Raw genomic sequence first — 16,229 nt, 5'->3', positions numbered from 1 at the left:
AATGAAAGGATTAGAGGATTTAAAACGAAACATTAAATTGGGGGATAAAGTACAACTACTGATCATCCTCAATATTGTTGTCTTTATCTTGTTATACGGACTCTCTGTTGTTTCTTCCAGTGTGTACCACAGCGTATTCCCTTATCTTGCTTTTGTAGCAGACGGAGTTGCATCACTGGGACGCTTTTGGACATTTATTTCCTATTCTTTTGTACATGCAACCATTTGGCATTTGCTCTTGAATATGATCATGCTGTTCTTTGTCAGCAATCTATTCTTTACGTTTTTTACGACTAGACAATTTTTATTTGTTTACTTGGTAGGGGCATTGGGAGGAAGTATCATATATTATTTGAGTGCTTTTTTCTTCGCGATGGGGGCTGGACTTGTCGGAGCCTCAGCCGCGGTTATGGCTCCACTTATTGCTGTGGCTAGTTTTGCTCCACAAATGGAAGTGCGTTTGGCACTTTTAGGACGTATAAAAATGATTTATATTGCGGGGTTTATTATCCTTATTGATTTGTTTCAACTGTCTTCGAGCAACGTTGGGGGGCATTTAGCCCATCTTGGTGGCGCCCTAGTAGGCTTTGGTTATATCTTCTTGCTAAAAAGAGGCACGGATTTAGCTAAACCGATGAAACGCACTGCAAAAAGTAAATCAACATTTAAAAAGGTTTATGTCAATAAAACAGTAGAGAAAAACGTTACTAAGGAAGCGACCGCACAAAAGGAAATAGATGCCATTTTGGATAAGATCAGTAGGTCAGGATATGAAAGTTTGAGTAAAGAAGAAAAGGATTTTCTTTTTCGTCAAGGAAATAAGTAAATATGAAGAAACTATCTTGGTTTAATAGAGTTATATTTTTCTTTAATGTTCTCGTTGCAATAGGAACATTATTGGGCTATGTATTGCCTTTTTTAGCACCCAAGTTGTTTCCTCTACTATCTGTTTTTACGCTGATTCTACCTTCTCTTTTGTTGTTGAATTTCTTCTTCTTATTGTATTGGGCCATTCAAGTAAAAAAACAGGTTATATTATCTGTGGTGATTCTATTACTCGGCTTTACCTTTATTACGAAGTTCTATAAAATAACAGGAAAAGAAGAAGCTACGGAACAACATGATATTGTATTGATGACGTATAATGTTCGCTTGTTTAACTTGTTTAAGTGGATTCCCGATGAATTTGTTCCGCAAAAAATTAAGGAATTTGTCGATCTACAAGACCCCGATATTTTGTGTCTGCAAGAGTATTCTAAAAGTGCAGGATTAAACTTTAAACAATATCCCTATAAATATGTGGTTTCTCATGGAGATAAAATTAAAACAGGACAAGCCATTTATTCTAAACATCGAATCATTGATAAAGGAGAAATTAATCTTCCTAATTCCAATAATAACGTCATTTTTGCTGATGTATTGATACAAGCAGATACAATTCGCGTATACAGCATTCACTTGCAATCGGTAAGTATTAGTCCCGATATACATGAAAAGTTAGATGAGGAAAAATCAAAACGCATTTTCAAACGCATTGCTAGTGCTTTCAAGGAGCAGCAAATGCAGTCTGAGTTGATTCAGTCTCATATGAAAGACGCCACACACCGCAAGGTAATTTGCGGTGATATGAATAATAGCGCCTTTTCGTATGTGTATAGTAATATTAAGGGAGATTTAAAGGATGCCTTTATTGAGGCAGGAAGTGGATTTGGAAAAAGTTATGATTTTCCGTATTATCCGATGCGTATTGATTACGTTTTTGTTGATCCAAGTATTCAAGTGAAGTCCTTTAAAACCTATAGTGATTTTAAAAATTCTGATCACTTTCCGATTGTTACGCGTTTAGCTTTAAACGAGCGATAACTATCGTTTTTGGGTCATAGTTAAGGCTAGAATAAAAGCAATACTCGAAAATAAGACCAATACCCATCCAAAGTGGTGGAGTAAACTACTGCTGTATAACCCTATACCAATCAAGATATAATATAGTAAACCAAATAAAGCTCCTGCTGATCCAATGGCTGTTTTGTAGGATATTAAGGCCTGACTTAAAATAGTGGGAATTGCGATACCAAATGCAACTACAACCAATGAAACAGGAAGCAAAAACCACATTGAATGAAGCAAGAGGCAAACACATAGGGCACTCACTAAAGCTAATGCTGCGGAGGCAAGAATTAGTCTATTGCTAGAAATCCCCTTGCTGATGCAAATCTTAGTACAGTAACTTCCCACAAATGATCCTAGAGCTAATACAATACCACTATAGCCATAAACGGAAGCATCATATCCATTAGACTCAAAGATAAAAGGAGCAAACGAATAGTAGCTAAAGAGCAAGACATTGTAGCTCATCACTAACAAAGCATAACGCCAAATATCTCGATCGGTGTACATTTGTTTGGCGAGTTGAAGAACCGTTTGAACCGTAATTTTATCTTGTGTTTGTTTGGTTTCAGGCAATTGATAATAGGCTTTGATAACCAAAAATAGGGCGAGTAGAGCAAGTAGAGCAAAAACGCCAACATGCCCAAAAGTAGAAACGGTTATTCCTCCTAATAATAATCCAATAACCGGACTGATGGATAACGCAATACCCATAATTGAAAATACCTTACTCAGCTCTACACCTGTATATACATCGCGCATCATGGTTTGGGTAATCACAGATCCGACAGCAATACCAAAGGCAGCGAGAATACGCGCAGCCAATACCAGTTCGAAAGTTGGAGCCAGTAAAGCCAATAAAGAAGCAATCATATAGGTAGTTAAGCCCCAAATCATCGCCTTTCTTCTTCCGATGTAATCACTTTGAATCCCCCACCAAATTACACCCAATGCAAAAGCAATAAAATAAGTGCTGATGGTAAGTAATGCTTGTGTATCTGTTACTTGATAATATTGAGCAATAGAGGGTAATGCTGGACTATAAATGGTTTCAACAAATTGCGGAAACATCATTAAGAGCACCATAAAACTCAGTTGTACGTTTGTTTTCATTTCTATTGTTATTTGTCGTGCAAAATTCTGATGAATTTCCATTATCTTTATAACAGTATAAAAGCAAAAAATACCAAAAATCGGACAAATGGCGTATTTGAATAAAGAACAAGAGTTGAATTTAGGGCAAATCGACCAAGAAGTAATTGGTTTAGCTTCCGATTTGGTTCAACATGATTCGGGATTTCACCAACATCTAGAACACGCGCAAATTCTCTATGCTCCAAGTGGTTGTATGACGTTATTGACGCGTAACCATCAGGTTATTTTACCTCCTCAAAAATTGCTTTATATTCCTGCAGGATTAGAACATCGTGTTACCTTTCGCAATGTCGTAACCTACCGTTCGATTTACTTGGATATACGCAAGCTTAAACTAGAGCCTATCGCGCTGCAAGTACGAGTGGTGTCTCCTTTATTAGCACAGATAATTGAACGTATTTGCTGGTGGGAGTGGGAGGGAGAACCTACGCAAAAACAACAACATGTTTTAGCAGTGTTTTGGGATGAATTTCGGGAAGCAAAAGAAGAATCGTATGCGTTGGATATTCCTTCAGATTATCGTTTGCAAGCATACATGATGTCCTTTATGTTAGAAAAAAAAATGCCTCCTTTTTTACATGAATTTGCACAATATGTAGGAGCGAGTGAGAAGACTATTACGCGCATATTCAAACGAGAAACCAATATGACTTATCAAGCTTGGCGTCAGCAATGGCGTGTTTATCGGGCGATAGAGCTCCTAGCAGAAAATACTAGTATTTCAGAAGTTAGCTATCAATTGGAATTCTCTTCCAATAGTGCTTTTATTGAGTTCTTTAAAAATCATACAGGTACAACACCCGCGAAGTATTTTTTGTAGGTTGTTTTTTTGCTAGATGCTTTTTTGTTCTTTCGCTATTTCGCTATTTTGTTTTTTTGCTCGTTGTAAATGTGTTCTAAACAAACCCCACAAAAAAGCAACCAACAAAAAAGCAAACCCCCCGTTAGTTTGTTTTGAATTTTCTAGAAAACATATAGAATAAACTCAGCAGAATGATCGCCGAACTGATATACATAATGGTTGGGATGTGCTCAAGATGATCTTTGTAGTACCAACCTGCAGCAAAGGCACCACCACCGATTCCTGCTTCTAAGGCGATATACATGGTAGAAACAGCTCTTCCTCTTTGATCAGGTGTACTGAAATCAATGGTCCAAGCATTTAACGCAGGAGATAAAACTCCCAAGGCAATACCATACATAAAAGCGCCTAAATACAAACCATTCACCGTTTGAAAGAAAGCAATGATAAGTAAAGATATAAGCAGTAAAACCAATCCGATAGTAATGATTAGTACGCGCCCATAGCGATCAGATACTTTCCCCGCAAAGAAGCGAACCAACAAGGACGATATGGTGAAAATCATAAAGAAGATTCCTTTGTTCTCCAATCCTAAATGTCCTGTCCAGTCTGGAATTAATGTTAGAATAACTCCATACGCAATATAAGACAGAAAGGTCACCAAAGCGGCTGGTAAAACATTGAAATCAAATAAATCTTGACGGGAAATTTTAAAGAGGGAAAAAGAAAATTTCTCTTTGACCTTTAATGTCTCCTTCATGTTGAGTAAGATAAGGATGGATAAGAGCGCAAATAAAGCAGAAGTATAAAACAAGAAGTTCATTGAAGTATAAATCTTGATGGTACTTCCAATAGCTGGACCGATAGCCATACCTGTACTGAAACAAATGCCATGTAACCCCAAGGCTTCGCCCCAGCGTTCTTTTGGAACAATATCAGCAACATACGCTGCAGTCGCTGTAGGCTTAAATCCCGTTGAAAAACCGTGCAGTAATCGCAAAAATAAGAAACCAGAAACAGTTGTTAAAATCGGATAAAGCAAGCTACAAATGAAACAAACAATTGATCCAATAGCCATAATGGGGACTCGACCAATTTTATCCGTCAATTTTCCGCTGAAGGGCCTTGAAATTCCAGCTGTAATCGTAAACAAACCAATAATTAATCCTTTGTATTCTGCTCCACCTAAACTCGATAAATAATCAGGTAATTCAGGAATTAGCATATTAAAACTAGCAGAAAATAATAAAGAACTTAAACAAACCAACAGGAATTGTAGGTTGTATATGGGGTGCACGGAGCGGGAGAGTAAAGACATAGTTGAATTCAATTGCTGCAAATTTATTCGAATAAATCGGGATGAGCAATTATTTTGGTTTACAGTTGATGCTTTGTGAGGGGTGTTCTTTGCTCGTTGTTCTTTGTTTTTTGTTCTTTGTTTTTTGCTCTTTGTTTTTTGCTCTTTGTTTTTTGTGAGGTTTATTCTTTTTTGGTTTACAGTTGATGCTTTGTGAGGGTTGTTCTTTTTTTTTGTTCTTTGTTTTTTGCTCTTTGTTTTTTGTGAGGTTTATTCTTTTTTGGTTTACAGTTGATGCTTTGTGAGGGATGTTCTTTGCTCGTTGTTCTTTGTTCTTTGTTCTTTGTTCTTTTTTTTGTTTTTTGCTCGTTGTTTTTTGTGAGGTTTATTCTTTGTTCTTTCATCTCACCATCTATCTCACCTATTTTATATTTTTTTTGGTGTTCGATGAATATATCTCACCTATTTTATATTTGTTTTGGTGTTTGATGAATATATCTCACCTATTTTATATTTGTTTTGGTGTTTGATGAATCTTCACTACGTTTCGATTTTCATTGCGTTTCGATTTTCATTGCGTTTCGATTTCACCACCTTACCACCTCACCAATCTCAACACCTCACCATCTCATCTGTTTTTATATTTTTTTTGGTGTTCGATGAATCTTCACTACGTTTCGATTTTCACTGCGTTTCGATTTCACCATCTCACCACCTCACCAATCTCACCACCTCACCATCTCATCTGTTTTTATATTTGCTTTGGTGTTTGATGAATATATCTCACCTATTTTATATTTTTTTTGGTGTTCGATGAATCTTCACTACGTTTCGATTTCACCACCTCACCACCTCACCACCTCATCCTTTTCCTACAGTAGATATTCAAAATGGGTTTTATTTCCCTCTTCTTTGACAAAAGTGAAATTCATACGTTCCATCATGCGCACCGATTTTTCATTAGCTGTTTGAGCAATTCCTACGATTCGTTGAATCTGCGGTTCTCTTTGTTTAATAAGCTCAAGTAACCCCAAGGTTCCTTCTGTTCCATATCCTCCTTTCCAAAACGATCGACCAATGGAAAAACCAATTTCTGCAGAGGTTGTATCAAGTAGGGTATAAACAGCAGTTCCCATTAATTGATTGGTGTCTGTGTGTACAATAGCACAGCGAAATTTTTTTCCGCTTAGATTTTCTTGTTCGACTTGTTCTAAGTAGGTGTCAATTTCTTCTAACGTCTCAAAGGGAGCGGTTGTTCTATATTGCATAGCGTCTTTATCAGAGTAAATCTCAAATAAAGCCTCTTTATCTGCTGAGTTTAATAGGCGAAAAAATGTTCGCTCTAGTTCTAGTAGTTTCATTTGAATGGGTGTTTCTTACAAAGTTCGGTATTTCTAAATGAAATTATTCGTTTGTATTGTTCTTTATTTCGACCAAGGGTACAAAGTATTGAAAGTATGGATGAAATGAAGTCTAAAAAATGCCCTATACGAAATTTGGGGGGCGTATAGGGCAAAAGTAGTATGAAAAAAAGTTTCTAATAGAAATACAACTATTGTGCCAAATTTTTATTTGTAACAAAAAAAGAAAAGTAAAAGGATGATTATCGCGTTAAAATACTTGACTGGCGTTGGTATAAAAGAGGTCATTTTTTTGAGTAAATTAATGGATATTTTTATAAAATGAAGTACATTTAGAAAGAACAAAACCTAATAAAGCATGACTATACAAGAAGTACAAGGCATTCGCAAACAATTTGAGTACTATCGTACGTTAGCCGACAAAACGATATTACTTCTTTCTCAAGAAGAATTGAATTGGCAATACAATGAAGAAAGTAATTCTATTGCTATGTTGATGCGTCATATAACTGGAAATTTAGCCTCTCGTTTTACAAATTTTTTCACAGAAGATGGAGAAAAAGAATGGAGAGATCGTGATGGTGAATTTGCAACAGGCGTTTACAATAGACATGAGTTAATTACGAATTGGGATAAAAGCTGGACCATTTTGTTTACCGTTTTAGATTCGATTACCGCAGAAAATGTAGAAGCAGTGGTGAAAATTAGAAACCAAGATCATACTGTTGGAGAAGCGTTATACCGTCAATTGGCTCATTATCCTTATCATATTGGTCAAATTGTATTTATTGGAAAACTCATCAAAAATGAAGCTTGGCAATCCTTGTCTATTCCCCGCAATAAATCCAAGGATTACAACCAAGAAAAATTTAATAATCCAAATTCAGACACGCATTTTACTGACGATTATTTAAAAAAATAGAAGAAAAAAAATAGAATTAGGTTTTTTGACGGAGGTAAAAGATGGAGGGTATATCCATATTTTATATATTTGTTGAAAGACGAATAAAGTATTAATTATGAAATTAAACACAATGGCATGTATTGTATTGGCTTCGGCAATGGCATTATCATGTGGAAAAAACAAAGAAAAAGAAGGAGAACATACGGTGGGAGCAGTTGAGAATTTTGAATATAGTGTAGATCAATTTGCTGATATTGAAGTATTGAGATATCAAATTCCTGGTTGGGAAGATTTGACATTAAAAGAAAAAGAATTGGTGTACTATTTGAGTCAAGCAGGATATGCTGGGCGCGATATTATTTGGGATCAAAACTACAAGCACAACTTAGCAATCCGTCAAGCATTAGAAAGCATTTATGTAAACTATGCAGGTGATAAGGAAACAGAAGACTGGAAAAACTTCGTAGTCTATGTGAAAAGAGTGTGGTTCTCTAACGGTATTCACCACCATTATTCAAATGATAAAATCAAGCCTGCTTTTACAGAAGCTTATTTCAATACATTGTTAGAAGCAACTAAAACAAAATTAGATGCGGGTATTGTGGCTATTTTATTCAATGATGTTGACAGTAAAAAAGTAAACTTAGACTTAGCGAAAGGTTTAGTTGAAGGATCTGCAGTAAACTTTTATGGAGATGGAATTACAGAAGCAGAAGTAGAATCTTTTTACAATGCAATGAAAAGCCCAGATCCTTTACGTCCACTTTCAACAGGGTTAAACTCGAAAGTAGTAAAAGAGAACGGAAAGCTAGTTGAAAAAGTTTGGAAAAGCGGTGGAATGTATGGTCAAGCGATTGACAAAATCATTTACTGGTTAGAAAAAGCAGTAACAGTTGCTGAAAATCAAAAACAAGCAGATGCGTTAAAATTATTAATCAAATACTACCAAACGGGAGATTTAAAAACATGGGACGATTACAATGTAGCATGGGTTGGAGCAACGGATGGAAATATTGATTATAACAATGGATTTATTGAAGTATATAACGATCCATTAGGACACAAAGCTTCTTATGAAAGTGTGGTGCAGATCAAAGATTTCGATATGTCTAAGAAAATGGAAGTTTTATCTAAAGAAGCGCAATGGTTTGAGGATAATTCTCCGTTAATGCCTGAACACAAAAAGAAAAATGTGACAGGGGTGACGTATAAAACGGTAATTGTAGCTTCAGAATCTGGAGATTCATCGCCTTCTACACCAATTGGAGTGAATTTACCAAATGCAGATTGGATTAGAGCAGAACATGGTTCAAAATCAATCTCTTTAGGAAATATCATTGACTCATACAACCATGCAGGTGGATCAGGTAAACTAAAAGAGTTTGCACATGATGAGGAAGAAGTGAAACTAGAAGAACAATATGGCGAATTAGCAGATAAGTTACATACTGCTTTACACGAAGTAATTGGACATGCTTCTGGACAAATCAACCCAGGAATCGGTCAACCAAAAGAAACGCTAAAAAGTTATGCTTCTACTTTAGAAGAAGGACGTGCTGACTTAGTTGGTTTATTCTATTTATACAATCCTAAATTACAAGAAATAGGATTGGTAGATGATTGGAAAGCTGTAGGAATGGCTGCTTACGATGGGTATATCCGCAATGGTTTAATGACGCAATTAGTGCGTTTAGAGCCAGGAGCTGATATTGAAGAAGCACACATGAGAAACCGCCAATGGGTAAGTGCATGGGTTTTTGAAAAAGGAAAGAAAGACAATGTAATTGAAAAAGTAGTTCGCGATGGAAAAACATATTTCAATATCACGGATTACGAAAAATTACACGCTTTGTTTGGTGAATTGTTGAAAGAAACGCAACGAATCAAATCAGAAGGAGATTACAATGCAGCAAAACAGTTGGTTGAAAACTACGGTGTAAAAGTAGATCAAGCGATTCACAAAGAAGTGTTAGAGCGCAATGCGAAGTTTAATTCAGCTCCATATAGAGGATTTGTAAACCCTTATATTGTACCTGTTACAAATGATAAAGGAGAAGTTACAGATTACGTAATTAAACAACCTAAAACCTTTGAAGAGCAAATGTTATACTACACGAAAGAATACAATTTCTTACCTGCAGTAAACTAAAGCATATAAAAAAAGCCAACTCAATTGAGTTGGCTTTTTTTATATGCTTATTTCAGATTTGATTCAAAATATTCACTCGGGCGTTTGCCTAGTAATTTGGTGAAAACATTGCTGTATGATTGGGCACTACGATACCCAACGCGAAAGGCAATCTCACCAATGTTGAGGTCTCCTTCACTGAGGAGTTCTAGCGATTTAATTATGCGGACCATCTGAATGTATTTTGCTAAACTGATTCCAGTCTCCTTTTTAAATTGACGCTCTAAGGTGCGGATACTCACAAAACCTTTGGCAGCTAAATCTTCAATAGCAATTGGCTTGCTATATGCTTGATGGATATAAGCGGTTACAGCTAGTAAATTGGTCGATTTAGGCACTGGCGTAATTAAGGGAATAGATTCTTGGATAAAAGAAGGAAGCTCCTCTAAAATAGCAAGTAAAAAGGTTTGCTCACTTTGACGGTATTCCATATTCAGCGACCATTTTTCTGTATACATAATCATCTCTCGCAGTACAGCAGGAACAGAAAATAAATACAAATCATCATAAAAAGAAGGCATACCATCGGTATTAAAATAAAGTGTTCGCAACGAAACAGATTCCGATGCAGAGGTGGTTTTATGGGGAAGATCCGATGGAATCCAAGCAGCATGATATTGGGGCAATAAGAATTGATTGTTTGTGGTGTGTAAGTATTGATATCCCGATTCAACAAAAACAAGCTGTGCTTTGTGGTGCTGGTGGAATTCATTGTTGTGTTTCCAATTTTCTGCATGCCAAACAAATCCATTTTTTTTGACTTGATCGACTAATTCGGGTCCATACATACTTGTCGTTTTAGTTATGATATATGGCGAATATAATCATTTAATTCCGTTTAATTTTGCCCTTGTAAAACAAACGCACAACATTAATATGAGTAATTCAATTGATAAAGAGATCGAAAAAGTTTCAAAAACGAAAGAAATCTTGATGCTGCTAGGGGTTATATTTATTGCGTCTAATCTCCGTGCTCCACTAACTTCTGTAGGGCCTGTTATTGGTGAGATAAGTAAGTCCCTAGCTTTGTCTAATACCACAGCAGGTTTAGTAACCACTATTCCCTTGATGGCTTTTGCTTTCTTATCAGGTATTGTGCCTAAATTCTCTCGAAAATATGGAATGGAAGTGGTATTGCTACTTTCTTTAGTACTGTTGAGTATTGGTTTGTTTATCCGTCCGTTAGGAACTATTGTTTCTCTTTTTTTAGGTGCTGCTTTAGTAGGAACGGCTATTACAGTAGGAAATGTGCTAATGCCAGCTTTTATTAAAAATAATTTTCCTCATAAAGTAGGAAGCATGATGGGGATTTATTCCGTAGCCATGAATTTAACAGCTGCTTTAGCCGCGGGATTTAGTATCAGTTTAGGCTCTTATACCACAATGGGTTGGAAAGGATCCATCGGTATTTGGTTGGTTCTATCTCTGGTGACTATTTTTGTGTGGATTCCACAAGTCAAGAAAAAGAAAGAAGATCCAATCAAAGGGAATTTTGCAGTTGAAGAACAAACCGTGAATCTCTATAAATCAGGATTAGCTTGGGCTGTTACTGTATTTATGGGAGTACAATCACTCTTATTTTACTGTTTAGCAGCATGGCTACCTAAAGTGATGCAAACTTGGGGGATGTCTGTAGAGGATTCGGGATGGATTTTGTCTTATGTACAATTTGCACAATTGCCCATGACGTTTATTGGGGCAATTATCGCGAGTAAAATGAACAATCAAAAATTGTTGGCGCTTGTTGTTGGAGTGTTGTTTATGGTCGGTATTAGCGGAATTCTAATCTTCCGTACAGAATATATCATCTTGTGGTGTGTCCTTATTGGATTAGCAAGTGGTTTAGCTTTTAGCTTGTCGATGTTGCTTTTTGTCTTGCGTACTAGAAGTACAGTACAATCTGCAGAATTATCCGGAATGGCTCAATCTTTTGGTTATCTGATTGCTGCTTGTGGACCTCCTATTTTTGGTGCATTATTTGACTTGTCTAAAGATTGGATGTATTCTTTAGTCTTTTTGTTAGTCATGTCCGCAACGCTTTTAATTTCTGGAATTATAGCCGGAAAAGATACCTGGGTGAAATAAAGAAGAAAAATAGATAAAAAGGAAGCTAATCAGCTTCCTTTTTTTAATCTATAAAGTTGATGGGTTGGTAATAAATAGATGTGGTATAAAAAAGGTATAAGGTGAATTAATAATTAATTTATACACAGGGGTAAATCTAGACAAAATAATTGAAAGATTTATTTTTTCACCTTAAATAACTTGATTATTTTCTTATAAATTTAAAATGTTCTTGCGTTTTCGAGGTTTTGATAGACAGTAAATAAGTTCCTTTTGGCAAATGATGAACGTCAATTTGATATAACCCATTTTGGTGGATTACGGAACTTGTTTGCTTTTTTCCTGCTAGATCAAAAACAGTAAAAGACGCTTCGGATTCCATCTGAACAAAGAGATGGTCACTGGTTGGGTTGGGATAAATAGCAAAATTTCGTTCTTCAAAAGAAGTGCTACTTAAAGTTTCAATATTTACAGTGTCTTTTACAGTGAAGGTTTCCTTACAACTTGTTACGGTTAAGGTTACAGTGAATTCGCCTAATTGCTGGTAGCGATGTAGTGGATTGAGTTCTGTTGAAGTGGTGCCATCACCAAAGTCCCAGCTAATTTGCTGTACATTAGGCGTTGTATTGTTGAACTGTACATTTGGAGCATCTACGATTTCATACGTAAACCCTGATTTATTGTAGTGTACACCAATGTACCATTTTTCAAAATCATTGTACACAATTTCTTTCACCAAGCGTTTGATGTTTTGTGCTTGTTCTGAAGTTAGGGATCCATTGAAGGTGATGGAAGTAGGGTCTTTTCGGAAGATAACGGTGTAAAAAGTATAAGCTGCTACCATCGAACCTAGAGGGGATGGATGTGACTTATCTTGATTATACAATTCATAAGCAGGGTATTGTTGACGTATTTTTCTCCATACTTTTCCTACCGGCGAAACATGCGCCTGATTTTCAAGAGCTAAACGCATATAGGAATCGTAAATTTTGTCATCCATGCCTTCATACGTACACATATAAGTTAAACCAGCATTGCAATTGCGTTCATCTCCTGTTTTGTATCCCCAAGTCATGTAAAACAAGGTTTTAGCACAAGGAGAAGAATTTTTAATGCGATCATTTAGGACAGCTGCATAGGGAAAAGTATAGCTATCATCTAAGGCAGGACGTTGACTTTGGTCCTGTAAAACCACGTAGTCCCAAGCTTTACTATTTATTTTTGCAGTTACTGCTGGGTTATAGAGATGATCTTGTAAAGAAAGACCTCCACCAGTGGTAGATTCGTACTCTAGGACATCTCCAACAGACTGTGCCGTTTTTTGTATTAAACTCGGTAAATCGTTATAGTAGGTATAACTATTGCCAAGAAAGTAAACCGATTTTCGTACCTGACTGTAGGACATGATTACAGTCAATAGGAAACAGGAAAGGAGGTAAAAATGTTTCATAATTTGCAGTTATTTTGGTGGATTAAAAGTATTAAAAAAATGTTAACAACAGTAGGCTGTGTTAAATTAAATGAGGGCAATTTGTAAGGTAATTATTTTATTATAGGAGAATTGATGGCAAGAACCCCGTAGTATCTGTTAAATGTGTAGGGGATAGTCCTACTTAAATTGTATCTTTGAAGAATAGGGTGTTTAAAAATTCCCTTGTATTAATTTAAAAAAGTATAGACATGAAAGTAGAAATATGGTCCGATGTGATGTGTCCTTTTTGTTATGTTGGAAAGAAACATTTTGAAAATGCCTTAGCACAATTGCCTTTTAAAGATAAAATAGAAGTAGAGTGGAAGAGTTTTCAATTGGATCCAACGTTACCTGTAGAAGGTGCTTCCCAATCAACGCTTGATTATTTAGTGAATAGAAAAGGAATGCCAAAAGAGCAAATCGAAGGGATGATGCATCACTTAGATCAATCAGGAGCTGCAGTAGGAATTGAGTTTAGACAAGATATTGCTATTCCAGTAAATACGTTTAGAGCTCATCGTTTGATTCACTTTGCACAAAGTAAAGGCAAAGGAAATGAGATGGAAGAAGCTTTGTTTTTCGCTCATTTTACAGCAGGGAAGAACGTAGGGAATCTTGAGGTATTGACGGATTTAGCCATGAGTATTGGTTTAAATAAAGATGAAGTAGTTGCTTTATTGCAAAGTGAAGAGCAAACACAAGAAGTGAAAAATGATATTGAAGAAGCACAAGCATTGGGGATTTCAGGTGTTCCATTCTTCGTTGTAGATCGCAAATACGGTATTTCGGGTGCACAACCTATTGATACTTTTGCAGAAGCACTAACACAAGCTTACGAAGAAAGTCAGCCTAAATTCGAAATGAAAGGAGATCAAGATGCAAATGCTTGCGGTCCTGATGGATGTGAGATTTAGTTAACAGTTGACCGTTCACGGTTGACTATCCAATGAAAATAAAACAAAAAAGACGAATGAAAATTCGTCTTTTTTTGTTTTATTTCGGGAGATTAGCAGCGGATGATGCACCCAGATTAAAAGGAATTTCTTATTATATAAACGTGATTATTATTTGTTTATCAATAACCAGACCTCGTCGAATGATCGTTTTATATTCGGATTATTCTCATAGTGACCAGTTGTAATAATATTGAATATCGTTTGTTTTTCATTGGTATTGTTTACTTTCTTTAAATCTACCGTTATTTCACTCATTCGCTCTAAACGCAGGAGGATATTATATTTCCATTGATTGTTTTCGTTAATGAATTTTAGGGGAGATAGTGTTGAAGTATTTGCTGTGGCTAAGGAACCACGGACTTCGAGGTCTTCCAAATCAATGGACTTGTTTTCTTTTTTTGGTTTAGAGTCTGACTCAGGTTGCTTATAATAGTCTACTATGACTTGAAGGAACTGTTTGACATCAATCCTTTGTAACTCAGCATCGTACAGAAACATAAGAGCTACTATACAATCGCTCTTTTCCATATAAGAGCCTTGTATTTTTTTTGTTTTTGTGTTTTGGAGTAAACGGTTATAGTAGGCTATCGATTCTTGATCTAAATGATTATAGAGTAAAGAAGCATCGCTATGTTTAAAAGCATAATATACGGTGTCCATAAGCGAGGTAAAAATCTTTTTATGAGCGTTTATTTCATCTGGATTAGTTAGCAAAGGGGCTTCTTCCACCTTATTTTTACAAGAAATAAAAGAGAGTAAAGAGCACAGGCTAATAATTAAAAATACTAGTTTTTTCATTTTTTGGGTGTTTGAAACAAAAGTAGTGTTTTATTGCCCTTCCCTTGGTACGTCGAAATGAAATAAAAACATTAGTGATTACCTAATTTAACCTGTATCTTTGATAGTTAAACATCAAGGGAAGCATGAAAGTTAAGATATTACATACTGCAGATTGGCATTTAGGCAAACGATTAGATAATTTTTCACGAATAGAAGAGCAAAAAGAAGTATTAGCAGAAATCTGCCAAGTGGCAGATGAACAACAAGCAGATATTATTTTGATTGCAGGTGATTTATTTGACGCGTTTAACCCTCCCATTGAAGCAGAAGATTTATTTTATAAAACTCTTCGCCATTTAACCCGCAATGGACAGCGCCCCGTTTTGGCAATTGCAGGCAATCACGATAGCCCTGAGCGAATTGATGCACCAGATCCTTTGGCCCGTGCTTGTGGAATCCTTTTGATTGGTTTACCCAACACTGTAGTACAACCCATAGAGGAACATGAGGCTTTCACATTAACGCATTCAGTAGAAGGATTTATTGAGCTAAAGCTGGCTCATCTTCCTTTTCCGATTCGTGTGATTCACACCCCTTATGCCAATGAAGTACGATTGAAAAAAGCCTTGAATGTAGCGGATAAAACAACGGCTCTCAATGAAGTTTTGGCTAGTAATTGGCAGACGTTAGCCAATGAATATTGTGATACAGCAGGAGTCAATTTGTTGATTTCCCATTTGTATATGATGAAAAAAGGAGGGGAAGAATTAGAAGAACCTGATGGAGAAAAACCGTTAAAAATCGGAAATGCGGATTTGATTTACAGTGACAGTATTCCAATACAAATTCAATATACCGCTTTAGGACATTTGCACCGTGCCCATCAAATTGGCGAAGCAGATCGCCCGGTAGTGTATGCAGGAAGTCCGTTATGCTATAGTTTTAGCGAGGCAGGACAAGAAAAGTATACAATGCTGGTTGAGGTAGAACCTAATCAACCAGCTACCTATCAGAAAATACCCTTGACAAAAGGACGTCCTTTAACGCGAAAAAAATGCACTAGCGTAGATGATGCGGTTGCTTGGTTACAACAACACCCACATCACCTAGTAGAACTGACGCTTGTTAGTGATACGTTCTTACAGGCGGATGATATCAAGCGAATTCACCAAGCGCACGATGGAATTATTACAATCATTCCCGTGGTGAATTTAGCCAATCAATCCGATGAGAATAGAAGAAAACAAGTCAACTTAGAACAAGATATTCAAGGACTTTTTGCAGATTATTTTAAACAAAAAAACAATGGACAAGAACCCAATGATGAAATTATGGATTTGTTCAATGAAATTATAAATTAAGAA

Annotated in this window: 14 protein-coding genes; 8 read left to right on the top strand and 6 right to left on the bottom strand. The window is 36.2% G+C overall.

Features of this window, described 5'->3' with window-relative positions; all coding sequences use genetic code 11:
- Position 1: 1 nt before the first annotated feature.
- Complete coding sequence (locus AWV75_RS00150; RefSeq protein WP_060872459.1) at positions 2 to 826, top strand: rhomboid family intramembrane serine protease; 825 nt, start codon at positions 2 to 4, stop codon at positions 824 to 826.
- 2 nt (positions 827 to 828) lie between these two features.
- Positions 829 to 1,863 carry an endonuclease/exonuclease/phosphatase family protein gene (locus tag AWV75_RS00145; protein WP_060872458.1) on the top strand — a complete coding sequence of 345 codons (1,035 nt, stop codon included), beginning with the start codon at positions 829 to 831 and terminating at the stop codon, positions 1,861 to 1,863.
- Here AWV75_RS00145 and AWV75_RS00140 read toward each other — a convergent pair whose 3' ends face one another.
- Positions 1,864 to 3,000, bottom strand: coding sequence for an MFS transporter (locus AWV75_RS00140; protein ID WP_060872977.1), 1,137 nt, complete (start codon positions 2,998 to 3,000; stop codon positions 1,864 to 1,866).
- Positions 3,001 to 3,088: 88 nt separating this feature from the next.
- Here AWV75_RS00140 and AWV75_RS00135 point away from each other — a divergent pair, with 88 nt between their 5' ends.
- The gene (locus AWV75_RS00135) at positions 3,089 to 3,862 is read left to right on the top strand and encodes an AraC family transcriptional regulator (RefSeq protein WP_060872457.1); all 774 of its coding nucleotides are present in this window, start codon (positions 3,089 to 3,091) and stop codon (positions 3,860 to 3,862) included.
- Positions 3,863 to 3,986: 124 nt separating this feature from the next.
- Here the strand turns inward: AWV75_RS00135 and AWV75_RS00130 are convergent, their stop codons facing one another.
- Together AWV75_RS00130 and AWV75_RS00120 are read right to left on the bottom strand one after the other, a co-directional pair.
- A complete protein-coding gene (locus AWV75_RS00130; protein WP_060872456.1) occupies positions 3,987 to 5,162 on the bottom strand; it encodes an MFS transporter in 1,176 nt (391 codons plus the stop codon).
- Between the two features lie 851 nt (positions 5,163 to 6,013).
- Positions 6,014 to 6,502, bottom strand: coding sequence for a GNAT family N-acetyltransferase (locus AWV75_RS00120; RefSeq protein ID WP_060872454.1), 489 nt, complete (start codon positions 6,500 to 6,502; stop codon positions 6,014 to 6,016).
- 358 nt (positions 6,503 to 6,860) lie between these two features.
- Between AWV75_RS00120 and AWV75_RS00115 the strand changes: the two genes are divergently transcribed.
- Together AWV75_RS00115 and AWV75_RS00110 are read left to right on the top strand one after the other, a co-directional pair.
- Positions 6,861 to 7,424 carry a DUF1572 family protein gene (locus tag AWV75_RS00115; protein WP_060872453.1) on the top strand — a complete coding sequence of 188 codons (564 nt, stop codon included), beginning with the start codon at positions 6,861 to 6,863 and terminating at the stop codon, positions 7,422 to 7,424.
- A gap of 97 nt (positions 7,425 to 7,521) precedes the next feature.
- Positions 7,522 to 9,555 carry a dipeptidyl-peptidase 3 family protein gene (locus tag AWV75_RS00110; RefSeq protein WP_060872452.1) on the top strand — a complete coding sequence of 678 codons (2,034 nt, stop codon included), beginning with the start codon at positions 7,522 to 7,524 and terminating at the stop codon, positions 9,553 to 9,555.
- Between the two features lie 47 nt (positions 9,556 to 9,602).
- Here the strand turns inward: AWV75_RS00110 and AWV75_RS00105 are convergent, their stop codons facing one another.
- A complete protein-coding gene (locus AWV75_RS00105) occupies positions 9,603 to 10,382 on the bottom strand; it encodes an AraC family transcriptional regulator (protein ID WP_060872451.1) in 780 nt (259 codons plus the stop codon).
- Positions 10,383 to 10,470: 88 nt separating this feature from the next.
- Here AWV75_RS00105 and AWV75_RS00100 point away from each other — a divergent pair, with 88 nt between their 5' ends.
- Positions 10,471 to 11,679, top strand: a complete 1,209-nt coding sequence (locus AWV75_RS00100; RefSeq protein ID WP_060872450.1) for a CynX/NimT family MFS transporter — start codon at positions 10,471 to 10,473, stop codon at positions 11,677 to 11,679.
- A 184-nt stretch (positions 11,680 to 11,863) separates the two neighbouring features.
- Here the strand turns inward: AWV75_RS00100 and AWV75_RS00095 are convergent, their stop codons facing one another.
- A complete protein-coding gene (locus AWV75_RS00095) occupies positions 11,864 to 13,108 on the bottom strand; it encodes a DUF4886 domain-containing protein (RefSeq protein ID WP_060872449.1) in 1,245 nt (414 codons plus the stop codon).
- Between the two features lie 230 nt (positions 13,109 to 13,338).
- On the opposite strand from AWV75_RS00095, the gene AWV75_RS00090 reads away from it, so the two are divergent.
- The gene (locus tag AWV75_RS00090; protein WP_060872448.1) at positions 13,339 to 14,043 is read left to right on the top strand and encodes a DsbA family oxidoreductase; all 705 of its coding nucleotides are present in this window, start codon (positions 13,339 to 13,341) and stop codon (positions 14,041 to 14,043) included.
- Between the two features lie 150 nt (positions 14,044 to 14,193).
- Here AWV75_RS00090 and AWV75_RS00085 read toward each other — a convergent pair whose 3' ends face one another.
- Entirely contained in the window at positions 14,194 to 14,883 is a 690-nt protein-coding gene (locus AWV75_RS00085) for a hypothetical protein (protein WP_060872447.1), read from the bottom strand.
- A gap of 125 nt (positions 14,884 to 15,008) precedes the next feature.
- On the opposite strand from AWV75_RS00085, the gene AWV75_RS00080 reads away from it, so the two are divergent.
- Positions 15,009 to 16,226 carry a metallophosphoesterase family protein gene (locus tag AWV75_RS00080; RefSeq protein ID WP_060872446.1) on the top strand — a complete coding sequence of 406 codons (1,218 nt, stop codon included), beginning with the start codon at positions 15,009 to 15,011 and terminating at the stop codon, positions 16,224 to 16,226.
- Positions 16,227 to 16,229: the final 3 nt, after the last annotated feature.

The organism is Myroides odoratus (assembly GCF_001549985.1).
Lineage (GTDB): Bacteria > Bacteroidota > Bacteroidia > Flavobacteriales > Flavobacteriaceae > Flavobacterium > Flavobacterium odoratum_A.
The sequence above is the reverse complement of the archived record's forward strand: the minus strand, read 5'-3'. Positions and strand labels throughout refer to the sequence as shown.

What these genes read in the sequence shown, in the direction of transcription:
- AWV75_RS00150 (WP_060872459.1), top strand. Translation starts at nt 2, where the DNA reads ATGAAAGGATTAGAGGATTTAAAACGAAACATTAAATTGGGGGATAAA.
- AWV75_RS00145 (WP_060872458.1), top strand. Translation starts at nt 829, where the DNA reads ATGAAGAAACTATCTTGGTTTAATAGAGTTATATTTTTCTTTAATGTT.
- AWV75_RS00140 (WP_060872977.1), bottom strand. Translation starts at nt 3,000, where the DNA reads ATGAAAACAAACGTACAACTGAGTTTTATGGTGCTCTTAATGATGTTT.
- AWV75_RS00135 (WP_060872457.1), top strand. Translation starts at nt 3,089, where the DNA reads ATGGCGTATTTGAATAAAGAACAAGAGTTGAATTTAGGGCAAATCGAC.
- AWV75_RS00130 (WP_060872456.1), bottom strand. Translation starts at nt 5,162, where the DNA reads ATGTCTTTACTCTCCCGCTCCGTGCACCCCATATACAACCTACAATTC.
- AWV75_RS00120 (WP_060872454.1), bottom strand. Translation starts at nt 6,502, where the DNA reads ATGAAACTACTAGAACTAGAGCGAACATTTTTTCGCCTATTAAACTCA.
- AWV75_RS00115 (WP_060872453.1), top strand. Translation starts at nt 6,861, where the DNA reads ATGACTATACAAGAAGTACAAGGCATTCGCAAACAATTTGAGTACTAT.
- AWV75_RS00110 (WP_060872452.1), top strand. Translation starts at nt 7,522, where the DNA reads ATGAAATTAAACACAATGGCATGTATTGTATTGGCTTCGGCAATGGCA.
- AWV75_RS00105 (WP_060872451.1), bottom strand. Translation starts at nt 10,382, where the DNA reads ATGTATGGACCCGAATTAGTCGATCAAGTCAAAAAAAATGGATTTGTT.
- AWV75_RS00100 (WP_060872450.1), top strand. Translation starts at nt 10,471, where the DNA reads ATGAGTAATTCAATTGATAAAGAGATCGAAAAAGTTTCAAAAACGAAA.
- AWV75_RS00095 (WP_060872449.1), bottom strand. Translation starts at nt 13,108, where the DNA reads ATGAAACATTTTTACCTCCTTTCCTGTTTCCTATTGACTGTAATCATG.
- AWV75_RS00090 (WP_060872448.1), top strand. Translation starts at nt 13,339, where the DNA reads ATGAAAGTAGAAATATGGTCCGATGTGATGTGTCCTTTTTGTTATGTT.
- AWV75_RS00085 (WP_060872447.1), bottom strand. Translation starts at nt 14,883, where the DNA reads ATGAAAAAACTAGTATTTTTAATTATTAGCCTGTGCTCTTTACTCTCT.
- AWV75_RS00080 (WP_060872446.1), top strand. Translation starts at nt 15,009, where the DNA reads ATGAAAGTTAAGATATTACATACTGCAGATTGGCATTTAGGCAAACGA.